14 protein-coding genes and 1 other RNA gene are annotated in these 15,988 nt (G+C 50.5%); all 15 read left to right on the forward strand.

Translation table 11 applies throughout. The features are described from left to right. Nucleotides 1-40 precede the first annotated feature (40 nt). The 15 genes from AB7S84_RS07870 to tyrS all read left to right on the forward strand — a co-directional run bounded on the left by AB7S84_RS07870 (nucleotide 41) and on the right by tyrS (nucleotide 15,767). The gene (locus tag AB7S84_RS07870) at nucleotides 41-1,084 is read left to right on the forward strand and encodes a rod shape-determining protein (protein ID WP_428153783.1); all 1,044 of its coding nucleotides are present in this window, start codon (nucleotides 41-43) and stop codon (nucleotides 1,082-1,084) included. A gap of 4 nt (nucleotides 1,085-1,088) precedes the next feature. Next, entirely contained in the window at nucleotides 1,089-1,925 is an 837-nt protein-coding gene (gene mreC / locus AB7S84_RS07875; protein ID WP_020877134.1) for a rod shape-determining protein MreC, read from the forward strand. After that, a complete protein-coding gene (locus tag AB7S84_RS07880) occupies nucleotides 1,922-2,440 on the forward strand; it encodes a hypothetical protein (RefSeq protein WP_428153786.1) in 519 nt (172 codons plus the stop codon). The genes mreC and AB7S84_RS07880 overlap by 4 nt, the downstream gene beginning before the upstream one ends. Before the next feature lie 119 nt (nucleotides 2,441-2,559). Next, the gene (gene mrdA, locus AB7S84_RS07885; protein WP_234979140.1) at nucleotides 2,560-4,323 is read left to right on the forward strand and encodes a penicillin-binding protein 2; all 1,764 of its coding nucleotides are present in this window, start codon (nucleotides 2,560-2,562) and stop codon (nucleotides 4,321-4,323) included. A 35-nt stretch (nucleotides 4,324-4,358) separates the two neighbouring features. Beyond that, nucleotides 4,359-5,465 (forward strand): rod shape-determining protein RodA, encoded by a 1,107-nt coding sequence (gene rodA / locus AB7S84_RS07890; RefSeq protein WP_428153796.1) that lies wholly within the window; start codon nucleotides 4,359-4,361, stop codon nucleotides 5,463-5,465. Nucleotides 5,466-5,693: 228 nt separating this feature from the next. Next, nucleotides 5,694-6,119: an ATP synthase F0 subunit B gene (locus AB7S84_RS07895; protein WP_020877138.1), complete on the forward strand. Its 426-nt coding sequence runs from the start codon at nucleotides 5,694-5,696 to the stop codon at nucleotides 6,117-6,119. 56 nt (nucleotides 6,120-6,175) lie between these two features. Next, complete coding sequence (locus tag AB7S84_RS07900) at nucleotides 6,176-6,802, forward strand: ATP synthase F0 subunit B (RefSeq protein ID WP_159449708.1); 627 nt, start codon at nucleotides 6,176-6,178, stop codon at nucleotides 6,800-6,802. Then, nucleotides 6,802-7,353: an ATP synthase F1 subunit delta gene (gene atpH / locus AB7S84_RS07905; RefSeq protein WP_020877140.1), complete on the forward strand. Its 552-nt coding sequence runs from the start codon at nucleotides 6,802-6,804 to the stop codon at nucleotides 7,351-7,353. The genes AB7S84_RS07900 and atpH overlap by 1 nt, the downstream gene beginning before the upstream one ends. Beyond that, on the forward strand, nucleotides 7,353-8,870 hold the full coding sequence (gene atpA, locus AB7S84_RS07910) for a F0F1 ATP synthase subunit alpha (protein ID WP_020877141.1): 1,518 nt from the start codon (nucleotides 7,353-7,355) through the stop codon (nucleotides 8,868-8,870). Before atpH ends, atpA begins: the two co-directional genes overlap by 1 nt. A 15-nt stretch (nucleotides 8,871-8,885) precedes the next feature. Further along, nucleotides 8,886-9,779, forward strand: a complete 894-nt coding sequence (gene atpG / locus AB7S84_RS07915; protein ID WP_020877142.1) for an ATP synthase F1 subunit gamma — start codon at nucleotides 8,886-8,888, stop codon at nucleotides 9,777-9,779. Nucleotides 9,780-9,820: 41 nt separating this feature from the next. Further along, a complete protein-coding gene (gene atpD, locus AB7S84_RS07920; RefSeq protein ID WP_020877143.1) occupies nucleotides 9,821-11,236 on the forward strand; it encodes a F0F1 ATP synthase subunit beta in 1,416 nt (471 codons plus the stop codon). Nucleotides 11,237-11,263: 27 nt separating this feature from the next. After that, nucleotides 11,264-11,680: a F0F1 ATP synthase subunit epsilon gene (locus AB7S84_RS07925; RefSeq protein WP_020877144.1), complete on the forward strand. Its 417-nt coding sequence runs from the start codon at nucleotides 11,264-11,266 to the stop codon at nucleotides 11,678-11,680. A gap of 674 nt (nucleotides 11,681-12,354) precedes the next feature. Further along, a non-coding RNA gene (gene ssrS, locus AB7S84_RS07930) (6S RNA) lies at nucleotides 12,355-12,536 on the forward strand. A 370-nt stretch (nucleotides 12,537-12,906) separates the two neighbouring features. After that, a complete protein-coding gene (gene rny, locus AB7S84_RS07935) occupies nucleotides 12,907-14,469 on the forward strand; it encodes a ribonuclease Y (RefSeq protein WP_020877145.1) in 1,563 nt (520 codons plus the stop codon). Nucleotides 14,470-14,480: 11 nt separating this feature from the next. Beyond that, a complete protein-coding gene (gene tyrS, locus AB7S84_RS07940; protein WP_020877146.1) occupies nucleotides 14,481-15,767 on the forward strand; it encodes a tyrosine--tRNA ligase in 1,287 nt (428 codons plus the stop codon). The last annotated feature ends 221 nt before the right edge of the window (nucleotides 15,768-15,988 follow it).

Consider the following 15,988-nt stretch of genomic DNA (forward strand, 5'->3'; position numbering starts at 1 on the left):
GATTCACCGAAAGCTAATATCGCGTCGGATACGGGGTAATATGGGTCTTTTTTTCGATTCTCTGCTGGGCATTTTCTCGAGTGATCTTGCCATCGACTTGGGAACCGCTAATACACTGGTTTATGTTAAGGGTAAGGGTATCGTGCTGAGCGAACCGTCCGTGGTTGCCGTGCGAACAGACAACCGGATGAAAAACCGTGTTCTGGCTGTGGGTCTCGAAGCAAAAAATATGCTGGGTCGGACTCCGGGCAACATCGTGGCGATCCGACCTATGCGGGACGGGGTGATTGCCGATTTCGAGGTGGCCGAGGCCATGATCCGCCATTTCATTCACAAGGTTCACAACCGGCGAACTTTTGTCAGACCCAGGATCATTATTGCCGTTCCCTCGGGTATCACTCAGGTGGAAAAGCGTGCCGTGAAAGAATCCGCAGAGTCTGCCGGCGCCCGTGAAGTATTTCTCATCGAGGAGCCCATGGCGGCCGCTATTGGAGCGGGACTGCCCATCACTGAGCCGACCTGTAATATGGTGGTCGACATCGGCGGCGGCACCACAGAGGTGGCCGTGATTTCTCTGGCCGGAATTGTTTACAGCCGTTCCATACGGGTGGCGGGAGACAAGATGGACGCCGCCATTATTCAGTACATCAAACGCAAATACAATTTGCTTATCGGAGAACGGACTGCTGAAACCGTCAAGACGACCATCGGAAACGCATATCCGGATCCCAATGACATTGAAACAATGGAAATCAAGGGGCGGGACCTTGTGACCGGCGTCCCGAAGATTCTGACCCTCAACGCGGAAGAGATTCGGGCGGCTATTTCCGAGCAGATCGACGCAATTGTCGAAACGGTCAAGATCGCTTTGGAACAGACACCTCCGGAACTCTCGGCCGATATTGTCGACAGGGGGATTGTCTTGACAGGGGGAGGCGCACAGTTGAAGCATCTCGACAAACTCCTCCGGGAAGAAACGGGACTCCCCATTACTATCACCGACGACCCCCTCTCCACCGTGGCCCTCGGTTCGGGGAAGGCTCTCGACAGCATCGAGATTCTTAAACAAGTCGTTATTATCTAATGATATGTTTTCCAGAAAAACCGTGGTCATTAGCGGCGTCGCTCTCTTTTTCATCCTCAATGTATTGCTGCTCTCCTTTTCGATGCGCAACCGGCATTCCTCCTATGGGACGGAACAGACCACCATCTCGATTACCGGACCGTTTCAGAATGTTATCAGTTTTGCCATTCGCTTCATAAAACAGATCTGGTCGCATTATTTTGCCTTGATTTCAGTCGCGGAGGAAAATGAGCGTCTCAAAGCGGCCTTGGGTCGTGCGATCGAGAGGTCCAACCGATGCGAGGAAGTAGAGTTGGCCAATGACCGTCTTCGCACGCTGCTGGACTTTCAGGAAACCCTGTCTCAGAAGGTTGTGGCGGGTGAGATCATCGGCAAGGATCCGTCCCCCTGGTTTCGGAGTATCATTATTAACAAAGGAAAACGGGACGGATTGCGGACTTCCCTGCCGGTAATCGTTCCCGAAGGTGTCGTGGGGATCGTTGCCGATGTTTCCGAACGGTATGCCAAGATCCTGATGCTGATCGACCAGAACAGCGCGGTTGACGCCCTTGTCCAGCGTAATCGTGTACGAGGTTTGGTCAGGGGAGAGGCAAAGGACATATGTTCTCTGGAGTATGTGCTGTATCGCCATGATCTCAGGGAAGGCGACATCGTGGTGACATCCGGACTGGACGGCGTATTTCCCAAAGGACTTCGGATCGGTACCATTTCCCAGGTGATCAAGCAGAATTCAGGAATTTTTCAAGAGGTCGCCGTTGTTCCCTTTGTAGATTTTGAAACCATCGAGGAAGTACTGGTCATTTTGTCCGCGCCTTCATACGAATCGTTTTATGGCAAATGAATTACGGCTTTTATCTGTTTGTCTGCCTGTTTTTGACGATCTTCCAGACGGTCGTCATCTTAGAAGTGCTGCCCTCCTATCAATGGTACGACCTGTTTATTCCTTTTATTATTTACCTCGGGATGATGCGACCGTTTTTCGAGGTAATCCATTTTGTTATCCTGAGCGGGTTGATCGTGGACAGCCTGTCAGCAGGACCGTTGGGTTTGTATGTCACCAGTTATCTTTGGATATTTGCCCTGACACGATATGTCAGCGGTGTGCTCGTGGTGGGGCACTGGATGTGCCTTCCGTTTGCAGCGGCAACCGGGGTTTTAATCGAAAATTTCGTTATCCTGGGTGCCTGTGTTTTTCTGGATCGAAAATTTCAAGTGCCCAGAACGTCGGTTCGAATCGTTGCCGAACAGGTGGGTTGGGCCGCTGTCAGCGGTGGTTTCATTTTCGCGGGGATCAAAATCGCGCACAGACAGTGGCGGGAGTGGTTTGGAAATGTGTCCTTTGACAAAAAAAGTTAGGCATCCCACGACCTCACGACTTTCAGATCCGATTCATGAGATTATCGCTTAAAGCCGTTGGCAGCGAGTGGTACAAGCATCGTTTGACCTTTGCCGCCACAATGATACTTTTCGCATTTATGATTCTTTTCGTTCGCCTGTTTTATCTTCAGGTGGTCGAAGGCGAGGAGTTTAGACGATTGTCTCAAAACAATTGCATCCGTCTGCGCGGGATCAGCCCGTCAAGGGGGATTATTCTTGACCGCAATGGATCGATTCTCGTAGACAATAGACCTTCCTTCAACCTGAGCATCATTTCCCGGGATGCTAAACCGGTGGCGGAAACACTGGAAAGACTTCTGCAGTATGTGCATATACCGGAGGAGAGAATTGCGGCCGTCCTCGACCGACAAAACGGAGCGAAGACTTATGACCCTGTTCTCCTCAAAAAGGATATGAACCGCGATGAACTCGCAGCGGTCGAGGTTCACAAGTTTGACCTGCCCGGAATAGTCGTGGATATTCAGCCGAAGCGCCATTATATATCTCGACATGCCGCACATTTGATTGGATATTTGGGCGAAATAAGCCTTGACGAACTGAAAAGCGGCAGGTTCCCGGGCAGCAAGAGCGGGGATTACGTCGGCAAGTACGGTGTCGAAAGAACTGCCGAGACATACCTCAAAGGAAAGGCCGGCGGTAAGCAGGTCGAGGTCAATGCCAGAGGCCAGGTGGTCCGAACGCTGCTGACTGTCGATCCGGTTTCGGGGGATAACCTCTGGCTGACCATTGACATCGAACTCCAAAAAAAGGCCGAGGTCCTTATGGACGGTCTGGTGGGCGCCGTTGTGGCGATCCGTCCGGATTCCGGGGAAATTCTGGCCATGGTCAGCAGCCCGTCCTTCAATCAGAGCGGTTTTGTGGACGGTATGTCCCGCGAAGAGTGGCGGGATTTGGTTTCCAATCCCTTCCACCCTCTGCAGAACAAGGCGATCAACGGTGAATATCCGCCGGCGTCTACCTACAAGATCGTCACTGCGATGGCTGGTTTGGAAGAAGGTGTTATTGACGCTCATACCACATTCTTCTGCCCGGGATACTACCCATTTGGAGACCGGATTTTCCGATGCTGGCGAAAAGGAGGGCACGGCGCCGTCAATGTTCAGAAGGCTCTGGCCGTCTCCTGCGACGTCTTTTTTTATCAAACGGGGCAGAGGCTTGGCGTCGATCGTCTCGCCCGCCATGCCGGGAGTTGCGGACTCGGTCAACCCACTGGAGTGGCTTTGAGTCATGAGTCATCGGGGCTGATTCCTACGTCGGCCTGGAAAAAGAAACGGTTCGGCATCCCATGGCAAAAGGGAGAAACCTTGTCCATCGCCATTGGGCAGGGGTATAATCTCGCCACACCCTTGCAAATGGCGGTTTTGGCGGCGGCGATCGCCAATGGAGGAACGTTGTACCGCCCTGAAATCATCAAAAAGCGGGAGAATGCTCTTGGCGAGATTGTCTATGAATGCAAAAAAGAAGCGATCAGACAGTTGCCTGTCAGTGCCGGGACGCTTGAAATTTTAAAAAAAGGCCTATGGGATGTGGTAAACAGCTCTCATGGAACGGCGCGACTTGCGCGCATAGATGGGATCGACGTCAGCGGCAAAACCGGAACTGCCCAGGTATTCAGCCGGAAAAATGAGGATACCTCATGGAAAGAGATCACTCTGGATCATCTTAAACCCCATGCCTGGTTTATCGCCTATGGTGCACGACATCCGGATAAAATTGCGGTTTCCGTTATCGTAGAGCATGGAGAACATGGATCGGGCACGGCGGCACCGATCGCAAGGGAAGTTATACGGGCCTATTTCAATCAGGCCTCGAAGGGCAATTCCGCTTCTTCGGAAAGATGAACCAAACTTCAGGGAAGGAATGTCCATTGCAACCCGTGATGGTTGATCGCCGATTGATTCAGCATTTTGATTGGGGTCTGCTGTTGCTTACGGTGATCATTTGCACCATGGGGCTTCTATCGCTGCACAGCGCCGTCTCGGCCGGTCTTGACGGCGCGGACCGCTCTTTTTTTTTAAAGCAGATGGTCTGGTACGGTGCCGGCTTTGTCACCATAGGGTTCGTCATGGTGGTCGACTACCGGAACATCGATCGGTGGTCGTATATCATCTACGGTGGAATCATCGTAATGCTTATCGGTGTGTTGGGGTTCGGAAAACTTGCCGGCGGCTCAAGGCGGTGGTTGGTTTTGGGACCGGTTTCCATACAACCGTCGGAGATGGCCAAACTCGCCGTTATTATCATTCTGGCGAGGTATTTCTCCCGGCGGGTTAAACCGCAGGGGTTTTCCCTCCGGGAACTGATTTACCCTTCCATATTAATTCTCCTTCCGTTTCTCCTCATCGTCAATCAGCCCGACCTCGGAACGGGGCTTACGGTTATACTCATTTCAGGGTCAATGACCCTTTTTGTTAAGATTGAAAGACGCACATTCATATTTTTGGGCCTACTCGGTTCGATTGCCATGCCGATGGTCTGGTTTTTTCTGAAGGAATACCAGCAGCAGCGAATATTAACTTTTTTAAACCCGAACCGTGATCCGCTGGGTGCGGGATACCATATCATACAGTCCAAGATAGCCATCGGATCGGGAATGATGCTGGGAAAAGGATTTTTAAAAGGAACCCAGAATACCCTATCTTTTCTACCCGAGCAACACACTGACTTTATCTTTTCGGTTTTGGCTGAGGAGTGGGGGTTCATCGGTGCATCCATGACCGTCCTTGTCTATCTGACATTAGTCATTTTAGGACTCAACATCGCCTATCGATGTAAAGATCCTTTTGGAACGATCCTCTCTTTCGGCATCGTGGCGCTCATTTTTTGGCAGACGTTTATCAATCTGGGAATGGTAATGGGCCTCCTGCCGGTGGTCGGCATGCCGCTTCCCCTCATCAGTTACGGTGGATCATCGGTTATTACGATAATGATCTGCATCGGCATGCTGATGAATGTCAGTATGAGACAATTCTCTCCGGATTGATGCCGGACAGTATCGCCATCAGAAAATTCGAGTGCGATAGTTGATGGAATGCTTGTTTTTAAAGGCGATAAGACGCCCGTCGAATGCAGCCTTTATTAAGAAGCATTTTGCAAAAAACCTTTGACAAATTCATCGGCCTGATGTTACAAAACCCGCAATTTTGGGTCGGGTCGGAATATTTTAATTTTAATAGTAATTTGTAAACAGTATTTTGATGGGGGAGTGGAAATGATAAGTGTAGATAGTTCGGTCTTCATACAAATCGTCAATTTTCTGTTTCTGATCTGGATACTCAATAAGATTCTATATCGCCCCATCCGGGATATTTTAGCAAAACGAAAAGACCGCGTTGCAGGAATGGAGGACGGTATACAGACCTGCCTCAAAGAAGCTGAGGAAAAAAACACCCAGTTCTCTGAGGGCATTCGTGCGGCAAGGTCGACAGGCGCCAAGCAAAAAGAAAAGCTGATCCAGGAAGCCGAGAACGAAGAAAAGGCGATTGTCAGGCAGATCAACGAAAAGGCCCAGGCGGAACTCGCGAAGATTCGGGAAAAGATTGCGAAAGATGCGGAAGAGGTTCGGCAATCCCTTCTGCAAGAGGTTGATAAATTTGCAAACGACATTGGCGAAAAGATTTTAGGGAGGGCTGTTTAATGAAAAATCCTGGTATGTTCGGAAAGTGCCGGTGGATCTGGGGGAGGAGAGTTGTCATGCTTTCCCTGGCGGCGCTTCTGGTGTTTTGTTATGGTGCTGGAACTTTTGCCGCAACGGGTGAGCATGGTGATAGCGGGCAGGCGACCCATGAAGCGGCGGAGGGGGCCGGACACGGTGCCGATGCCGATGGGCATGGGGGGGCGGTCAAGACCTGGGTTGCAACGGATACGTATCGTGTTATGAATTTCGCCGTATTGGCGATAGCCCTCTTTTTTTTGCTGCGGAAGCCTGTCGCCAAGGCCTTGAATGCTCGGATCGACGGTATCAAAGAGCAGTTGAATGAACTCGAGGTCAAAAAACAGAAAGCGCTTGAAGAGTTGGCGACATACAATGCGAAAATTGCGGAACTTGAGCGAGAATCGGAAAACATCATCGCTCAATACGAAAAACAAGGCATGGAAGCGAAGGCTCGCATTTTGAAAGAGGCCGAATCCGCCGCCGAAAAGCTCGAGGAACAGGCAAAACGGAATATTGAGCATGAGTTCAAGCAGGCACAACAGCGACTGCAGAATGAGATACTGGAAAAAGCGCTGGCCAAGGCGGAAGGTCTGTTGAAAGCGAAAATAACGGATCAAGACCAGGAAAGACTTGTTGACGAATACTTAGAGAAGGTGGTGGCATAGTGAAAAATTTGGCTGTAGCACGGCGTTATGCCAAGGCACTTCTGCTGATAGGTAAAGAAGACGGTCAGGCTGAGTTGTACCGGGAGCAGCTTGGTGAATTCTCAAGTTTGATCTCCGATAACAAAGAACTCGGGCAGGCGTTCACGAATCCCCTCTATGATGCCGCGGGCCGAAAAAATGTGCTTCTCTCAGTGATCGAGTTGCTGGGTCTGTCAGGGGTTGTAAAGGCGTTTCTGCTCTTGCTGTTCGATAAAGGTCGGATCGGATTCATCGACGTCATAAATGATTTTTATCAAAAATTGGTGGATGAGCATAAGGGTATTGCGTTGGCCAGTTTGGTTTCAGCGGCGGAGCTTTCATCCGAAGCGATTGAAAAAATTCGCGAATCTCTGTCCAAGGTGACCGGTAAAGAGGTTAAGCTTGAAGTAAAACAAGACCCCGAGCTTATAGGTGGCGTTGTCACCAGGATCGGGGATCTTGTTTTAGACGGCAGTGTCAGGACACAGTTGCTTAATATGAGAGAATCTTTAAAAAGGGGTGAGAGTGTCTAATGGAACTAAGAGCTGAAGAAATTAGTCAGATTATCAAAGAGCAGATCACGGATTATGACAAAAAAGTCGAACTGAGCGAAACCGGCGTTGTCCTGTCCGTGGGGGATGGTATCGCCCGTGTTTACGGTCTTGAAAAAGTGATGGCCCTGGAGTTGGTCGAGTTTGGCGGGGGTGTTCTGGGGCTGGTCCTGAACCTTGAGGAAGACAACGTGGGTATTGCCATTATGGGAGAGGATACCCAAATCAAAGAGGGGGATATCGTCAAGCGAACCGGTCGTATTGCCGAGGTTCCGGTCGGCGAGGCGGTTCTGGGCCGCGTCGTGACGGCCACCGGGGAACCCATCGATGGCAAGGGGCCGATCGATTCCAAGGATTTCCGTCGGGTCGAAATGGTCGCTCCGGGTGTTATCGCCAGAAAAAGCGTTCATGAGCCTTGCTACACCGGTCTGAAGGCGATTGATGCCATGACGCCTGTGGGACGCGGTCAACGGGAACTCATCATCGGCGACCGTCAGATCGGTAAGACGGCTGTAGCGGTCGACGCCATTCTTGCCCAGAAGGATACGGACGTTTATTGCATTTACGTCGCCTGCGGCCAGAAAAAGTCGACGGTCGCCCAGGTCGTTGCGGTTCTCGAAAAGCACGGTGCCATGGAATACACCACCGTCGTCGCCGCCTGTGCCAGCGATCCGGCAACCCTTCAGTTTGTCGCTCCCTATGCCGGGTGCGCCATGGGTGAGTATTTCCGGGATAGTGGGAAACATGCTCTCATCATTTATGACGACTTGTCGAAACAAGCCGCTGCCTATCGCCAGGTTTCGCTCCTTCTCAGACGTCCGCCGGGACGTGAGGCCTATCCCGGTGATATTTTTTACAACCATTCTCGTCTCCTCGAACGTTCTGCGAAATTGAGCGACGAACTTGGTGCCGGCTCACTGACCGCGCTTCCCATCATCGAAACCCAGGCGGGTGACGTCTCGGCCTATATTCCGACCAATGTTATTTCCATCACCGACGGTCAGATCTACCTCGAACCGAACCTGTTTTATGCGGGTGTGCGTCCAGCCATCAACGTCGGCCTGTCGGTATCCCGCGTCGGCGGTGCCGCACAAGTAAAAGCCATGAAACAGGTGGCAGGTACCCTTCGTCTTGATTTGGCTCAGTATCGGGAACTCGAGGCTTTTGCGGCTTTCGGAAGCGATCTGGATGCCTCGACACAGCGGCAGTTGACCCGAGGAGCACGTCTGGTTGAGATTCTGAAACAGCCCCAGTACAATCCGCTGCCTTTAGAAAAACAGGTTATCATTCTTTTCGCCGGTACCAAAGGCTTTCTGGATCCGTTGCCCGTTGACGCTCTGGCCAAATATGAAGCAGGCCTCCACACCTTCATCGAAGAAAGGTATCCTCAGATTTTCAAAGGTCTGGCCGAAAAGAAGGAGATCACCGAAGATCTCAGCAATGAGATGACGAAGGCCTTGACTGAATACGGAGCGGAGTTCAAAGACACAATCAAATAAAGAGGGCGCAATTTTATGGCAACACTAAAAGATGTCCAGCTTAAGATCGCCGCGGTCAAAAAGACGAAGCAGATTACCAAGGCCATGAACATGGTGGCCGCTTCCAAACTTCGCGGCGCTCAGAACAAAATGGAGGGGTTTCGACCGTATGCGTCGAAATTTTCCGAAGTTCTGGGAAGTCTTGCGGAAAATGCCGGGGAAGAAGCCAGCCCTTTGCTGATTCCGCGTGAGGAAGTCAAGAAGATAGGTGTCGTATTGTGTACGTCCGACCGCGGTCTCTGCGGTGGTTTCAACGCCAATCTCATCAACCGGGCCGAATCGTTTTTTAAGGAAAAGGCGGAACATGATATTGATGTAGCCTATACAAATTTCGGCAAAAAAGGAAGGGATTGGGCTCGAAACAACAAAAAGGCGATCGCAGACGTGTATTTGGGCGTCGTTGGCGGCAAGTTTGATTTCAGCGTTGCCGTCAATGCCGGACGGAAGTTGATCGGCAGCTTTTTAGATGGAGAATATGACGAGGTATATCTGATCTATTCCGAATTTGTCAGTATGGCGAGACAGGTGCCCGTGATCAAACAACTCCTGCCGATACCGCCGATCGAAACTGCCGATATCGAAGAGGCCGATGAAGAACCGTCGTATATTGCGGAGCACATCTGCGAGCCGTCGCCTGCCGAGTTGCTTGGCGATATGCTGCCAAAAAACGTATTCGTTCAGTTGTATAGCGCTTTGCTCGAAACATCGACCAGTGAGCATGCCGCACGTATGACGGCAATGGACAATGCAACCAAAGCCTGCAACGACATGATAGAAAACCTGACCCTGGCGTATAACAAGGCGCGTCAGGCGGCCATTACTTCGGATTTGATGGATATTGTCGGTGGTGCTGAGGCCCTTAAGGGATAAACTACACAATACGGACATAAGTGTTTATGGGAGGTTTTTAAATGGGAGAAAATATTGGTAAAATCACACAGGTAATGGGGCCTGTTGTCGATGTGGAGTTCGAGCAGGGAAAACTCCCCACGATTCTGACTGCACTTTTGATTTCGAACCCCGCGATCAGCGACGAAGAGGACAATCTGGTCGTCGAGGTGGCTCAGCACTTGGGAGACAATGTTGTCCGCACTATCGCCATGGATGTCACTGACGGCTTGGTCCGCGGCATGCGTGTCAAGGATACGGGCGCACCCATCATGATGCCTGTCGGCGAAGCCGGACTTGGTCGTGTATTGAACGTCGTCGGACGCCCTGTTGACGGTCTGGGTCCTGTCAGCCAGGAAAAAATGATGCCCATCCATCGTCTGGCGCCAGCTTTTACAGAGCAGGATACTACTGTCCGGGTTCTCGAAACAGGCGTAAAGGTCATTGATTTGTTGGTACCGTTCCCTCGCGGTGGAAAGATGGGCATGTTTGGCGGCGCCGGCGTGGGGAAAACCGTTATTATGATGGAAATGGTTCACAACATCGCTATGCAGCACGGCGGCATTTCCGTCTTTGCAGGTGTGGGCGAGCGGACCCGTGAGGGGAACGATCTTTACCATGAAATGAAAGACTCCGGCGTTCTTCCGAAAGCTGCTCTGATCTACGGCCAGATGACGGAGCCTCCCGGGGCCCGCGCACGTGTTGCCCTGTCAGCCCTTACCGCTGCGGAATATTTCAGAGATGTGGAAGGTCAGGACGTGCTCATTTTTATCGACAATATCTTCCGCTTTACCCAAGCCGGTTCAGAGGTTTCGGCGCTTCTCGGACGCATGCCTTCCGCCGTTGGATACCAGCCGACGCTGGCCGTCGACCTTGGTGCCCTTCAAGAGCGGATCACCTCTACAGACAAGGGGTCGATCACGGCTGTTCAGTGTGTCTACGTTCCCGCCGATGACTTGACCGACCCGGCACCGGCAACCACTTTTGCGCATCTAGACGGTACCGTCGTTCTTTCTCGTCAGATCGCAGAGTTGGGGATTTATCCTGCCGTGGATCCATTGGATTCGACCTCCCGAATTCTTGACGCCAACTATATTGGTGAAGAACACTATAATGTTGCTCGTCAAGTTCAGCAAATTCTCCAAAAATACAAAGAATTGCAGGATATTATCGCAATTCTTGGCATTGAGGAACTATCGGAGGAAGACCGTCTCACCGTTGCAAGAGCCCGTAAAATGCAGCGCTTTCTGTCTCAACCGTTCCATGTAGCGGAAACCTTCACCGGCAAAGCCGGGAAATATGTCAAAATCGAGGATACCATCAGGGCCTTCAAGGAAATTGTCGAAGGCAAACATGATGAAATTCCCGAGCAGGCGTTCTATATGGTGGGCGGTATTGAAGAGGTTCTCGAAAAGGCCAAAGATATGTCTGAGGCATAAGCAGCCGACGGTTGCGAGGGGAAAAATATGGCAGAAAATATTAGATTGGAGATTGTTACCCCTGATAAATCTGTCGTTAGCGAAGATGTTCAGATCGTTGTGGGGCCTGGTACCCTGGGGGAATTCGGCATATTGCGTGGACACACGCCGTTTTTGACCACACTCAACATGGGCACCGTTCGGTACAAGGATGCCGGTGGCGCTGAGCGACAAATTTTTATCAGTGGAGGTTTCGCCGAAGCTTTGCCGGATAAGGTGACAATATTGGCAGAGTCGGCTGAACGCCGGAGGGATATTGATATCGATCGTGCCCGGTCAGCTTTGGCCAGGGCACAAAAGCGCCTGGAAGAGGCCCAAAAAGAAAAGCTCGACTACGCGAGGGCCAAGGCCGCACTGGACCGGGCACTTCATCGCATCAAGGTCGCCTCGTCCAAGGGGCAATAAAAGACATATCGTAATATATCGGTACAGCAATCGCGAAAAAAAGGCAAGTCGTTGATCAACGGCTTGCCTTTTTGCGTAGACATTTACCGAATTCAGCATGCTATGTGCGGGTGCAGTAAAAAATCTTGACTTTCGTTGGCTTGAAAGATTATATTGAAAATAGGAATTTGAGATGAAAAACCGGATAAATTGGGCATTTTCTCGCCAATACAGCATTACATAAAGATGTGTCTCGTGTGGAATATTCGACGATGGCGTATACCTTGTCTCAACCGATTCAAATATAATACGGCCAAATCGGTCATTAGTAGTTTAAGCAGAGAGGCAGGGGTTTTTATTTGGCTTTTTAAGATATTGCCGCACCATGGAATATGGATGTGTTACGGTAGGCATTTTGAGCGCTCTTGATCATCGAAAGGTATCCCCTGAAAATGGGGATTCACGTTTTCAATCCGCGCTGATTTTTTCCGAAAGCGGGATGTTGAATTCTGCAGCCAAGGGAATGTGTGTCTCCGTAATCACCTTAAAAAAGAAAGATCCTTCGATATGAGGTTGGATCTTTGAACCTCGCTTGCAATCCAGATAAAGGCGAGCGATGCGACAGCGTGGAGGCGTGGCTGATTCCTGTACGCCTGTCGAAGATTACCGTTTTGACGAAAACAAAAACAATGAGTATTCCCCTGCCGTGTTCGTGATTGGAAGAAGCGCTTTGATCCAACAGATAACACGAAGGGAGCCTTACTTGGCTTTGGTGAGCATGTTCTGTTGATACAGAAAAGCCTAAAGAAGCCACAAGGTGCCCACTTTGAACTATAGGTTCAAAGGCCTGCCAACACGGCACAATGGTGGGGGATAACCATATTTTTGCCGCCGCGATACCGATTGGGCCCAATTGCCCAAAACTGAGAGTATTGCTCTTTTCCTGCCCTCTGGTTTATCCGATCGACGCCTCAATCTTTCCTGATAATAGATGTCGCTGTTATTCAAAACAAACAACGGATTGATGCGCTATCTTGAAGAGTTTCCAGCAAAAAAACCTCTTTATAAAAGACCAACATCAATCGAGGATCGCCGGAATGAAGATGGCGTGTCATTCAGGAAGGTCTGTGCCCTCAAGCCGCCGCAGGGGTGTTGCACACTCGCCGACAGGTATGACGGCTGAACGACAGCGTATGGATAGGTACCGTTCCAAAACAGGCCGTGGATGATATTGGGGAGAATGTTATATGAGTGAATATAGCTTGTTAATGGGCCTTATCGGCGCAGGCATCGGCTTTGGGGTTGCCTACTGGGTAAAAGGGCAACTTCAGACACAGAAAATTAAAGCTGCTGATGAAGAGGCCCAGCGCATTGTAGACGATGCAAAACGAAGATCGGAAACGTTGCTGAAAGAGGCGATGCTCGAGGCAAAAGACAAACTTTTTTTAATGAAAAGCGAGTTTGATGCTGAAACGAGAGAGACCCGTGCAGAGTTAAAAAAGCAAGAGAACCGTTTGATTCAGAAAGAAGAGAATATCGATCGGAAGAACGACCAACTTCAATTAAAGGAACAAGAGCTCAGCGACAGAGAAGTCGGTATTGCCGACAAAGAGGAAGCGCTTCTCGCCGAGGATCGACGCTATCACGAGCTGATTGAAGCGCAGAAGGATCAGCTTGAACGGATTTCCGGACTGACCGCCGAACAGGCCAAAGAACTTCTGATCAGAGCAATGGAAAATGAGGCACGTTACGAGGGGGCGAAGCTCATAAAACGGATAGAGAGCGAGGCTAAGGAGGAGGCGGACAAGAAGTCAAAAAGGATCATTGCCACGGCCATTCAACGCTATGCAGCTGACTTCGTGGCCGAACGCACCGTTTCCGTCGTACAACTTCCCAACGATGAAATGAAGGGACGGATTATTGGCAGGGAAGGCCGAAATATTCGAGCGCTTGAAGCGGCAACCGGTATTGATCTGATAATAGATGATACGCCTGAAGCCGTTATTTTATCTGGATTCAACCCTGTCCGGAGGGAGGTGGCGAGAATTGCTTTGACGCGTTTGATATCCGATGGCAGAATACATCCCGCCCGCATTGAGGATATCGTCAAAAAAGTGGGAAAAGAAATTGATGTTACCATCAAGGAGGCCGGCGAGCAAGCTGCCTTCGATTTGGGGGTTCACGGAATTCACAATGAATTGATCAAGTATATCGGTCAACTTAAATTCCGTACCAGCTATGCTCAGAATGTTCTTCAGCATTCCGTAGAGGTGGGATTTTTGTGCGGTATCATGGCGGCGGAGCTCGGCCTGAATGAAAAACTCGCGAGACGCATGGGGCTGCTTCACGATATCGGAAAAGCCATTGACCATGAAGTGGAAGGTCCTCATGCAATTATCGGCTCAAAATTATTGAAAAAATTTGGTGAGTCTCCGAAAATCGTTCATGCTGTTGCCGCCCACCATGAGGATGTTCCGCCGGCATCGGTTTACGCGCTTCTGGTCCAGGCTGCCGACGGTTTGTCCGGCGCTCGGCCAGGGGCTCGTAAAGAACTGCTTGAAAATTATGTCAAGCGGTTGGAGGATCTCGAGAACATCGCCAATTCATTTCAGGGGGTCGTCAATTCTTATGCAATACAAGCGGGTCGGGAGATTCGCGTTATGGTGGAGAGCAGTATGGTGTCCGATGAGGAGACGATTCTCATGAGCAAGGATATTGTCAAGAAGATTGAAGAGTCACTAACGTTTCCAGGGCAGATCAAGGTGATGGTTATCCGGGAAACCCGAGCTGTTGAATTCGCGAACAAATAAGGTGAGAAGACATGGCAAAGATAGTGGATGCGCTCAAGGAACGGGGGTTTATTGAACAGACGACCCATGATGCGGAACTGCATGAATATCTCGAAACCGGCAGCCGAACCTGCTATATTGGATTTGATCCAACGGCATCCAGCCTTCATGTAGGGAGTTTAGTACCTATCATGGCGCTGGCACATATGCAGCGTCACGGCCATCGGCCCATAGCGCTGGTTGGCGGCGGTACCGGTCTGATTGGCGATCCCAGCGGAAAAACCGAAATGAGACAGCTTCTCACCCCTGAATCCATTAATGAAAACGTGATCGGAATACAGAGGCAACTCTCTAAATTTATAGATTTCTCGAATGGGAAGGCCTTGATGTTGAACAATGCCGATTGGTTGACGAAACTGGCCTATATCCCCTTGTTGAGAGATATCGGACGTCACTTCAGTGTGAACCGCATGATCAAAGCTGAAAGCTACCGTATGCGCCTTGAATCCGAAGAGGGGTTAAGTTTCATTGAATTCAATTATATGATTCTGCAAGCATATGATTTTATGGTTCTCTACGATAAATATGATTGCGGCCTCCAGATGGGGGGCAGCGATCAGTGGGGAAATATTCTTGCAGGCATCGAACTGATTCGGCGGACGCATCAGAAAACAGCTTTCGGCATCACATTTCCGCTCATCACGACCAGCAGCGGCATCAAAATGGGGAAGACGCACCAGGGCGCGGTTTGGCTCGATTCAACGCGAACATCTCCGTATGATTATTATCAGTTCTGGATCAATACGGACGATAGGGATGTGACGCGCTTCCTGTCGCTTTTTACGTTTCTTCCGATGGAGGAGATTCGCGCTGTAGAGGGATTGGCGGGAGAGGAACTGAATGCGGTCAAGACGGTTCTCGCTTTCGAAACCACCGCTCTGGCACACGGTACCGAAGCGGCGGTTAAAGCTTACAATGCTGCCGGGTCCATGTTTGGATTCCGGGTCGTTCCACACGACCTTCTTCCATCAAGCGCCATACCGCGAAAAGAGAAAGGTGGTGAGGATTCTGTTCCTTGCACGACGATCAGCGAGGCGGAGATCGGAGACGGAATTCCGGCTTTTAAAATATTGCATATGACAGGGCTTGCAAACTCCGGTGGGGCGGCAAGGCGGCTGATAGATCAGGGCGGGGGATATATCAACGGAGAGCGGATTCAGTCGCCTGAATACATGGTTACGAAGGATGACTTTAACGCGTCAAATATCTTACTTCGAGCAGGAAAGAAACGTTATCACAGATTGATGCTGACAAATTGAGAATTCAACCCGCCGTGACGAACACCTGGAGGTGAGTTGAACAGGCCAAACCGTCAGCAGAAGCAGTTCGATTTGATATCGCCTCATCTCATAACGGATGAGCATCCCGGGAACTGGTATTGTGCCTGGCGATTTTGGATATCCGGAGATTGAGGCGATTTTAGTGCGGGGTGATCGGATTTTTGTGTGTAGGAGATCAAAAAGGTGTTGACACGGGGCCG

The organism is Desulfococcus sp., assembly GCF_050178255.1.
GTDB lineage: Bacteria > Desulfobacterota > Desulfobacteria > Desulfobacterales > Desulfococcaceae > Desulfococcus > Desulfococcus multivorans.

Bases quoted from the DNA above. Each gene is read 5' to 3' on its own strand.
- AB7S84_RS07870 (WP_428153783.1), top strand. From the start codon at position 41: ATGGGTCTTTTTTTCGATTCTCTGCTGGGCATTTTCTCGAGTGATCTT.
- mreC (WP_020877134.1), top strand. From the start codon at position 1,089: ATGTTTTCCAGAAAAACCGTGGTCATTAGCGGCGTCGCTCTCTTTTTC.
- AB7S84_RS07880 (WP_428153786.1), top strand. From the start codon at position 1,922: ATGAATTACGGCTTTTATCTGTTTGTCTGCCTGTTTTTGACGATCTTC.
- mrdA (WP_234979140.1), top strand. From the start codon at position 2,560: ATGATTCTTTTCGTTCGCCTGTTTTATCTTCAGGTGGTCGAAGGCGAG.
- AB7S84_RS07895 (WP_020877138.1), top strand. From the start codon at position 5,694: ATGATAAGTGTAGATAGTTCGGTCTTCATACAAATCGTCAATTTTCTG.
- AB7S84_RS07900 (WP_159449708.1), top strand. From the start codon at position 6,176: ATGCTTTCCCTGGCGGCGCTTCTGGTGTTTTGTTATGGTGCTGGAACT.
- atpA (WP_020877141.1), top strand. From the start codon at position 7,353: ATGGAACTAAGAGCTGAAGAAATTAGTCAGATTATCAAAGAGCAGATC.
- atpG (WP_020877142.1), top strand. From the start codon at position 8,886: ATGGCAACACTAAAAGATGTCCAGCTTAAGATCGCCGCGGTCAAAAAG.
- atpD (WP_020877143.1), top strand. From the start codon at position 9,821: ATGGGAGAAAATATTGGTAAAATCACACAGGTAATGGGGCCTGTTGTC.
- AB7S84_RS07925 (WP_020877144.1), top strand. From the start codon at position 11,264: ATGGCAGAAAATATTAGATTGGAGATTGTTACCCCTGATAAATCTGTC.
- rny (WP_020877145.1), top strand. From the start codon at position 12,907: ATGAGTGAATATAGCTTGTTAATGGGCCTTATCGGCGCAGGCATCGGC.
- tyrS (WP_020877146.1), top strand. From the start codon at position 14,481: ATGGCAAAGATAGTGGATGCGCTCAAGGAACGGGGGTTTATTGAACAG.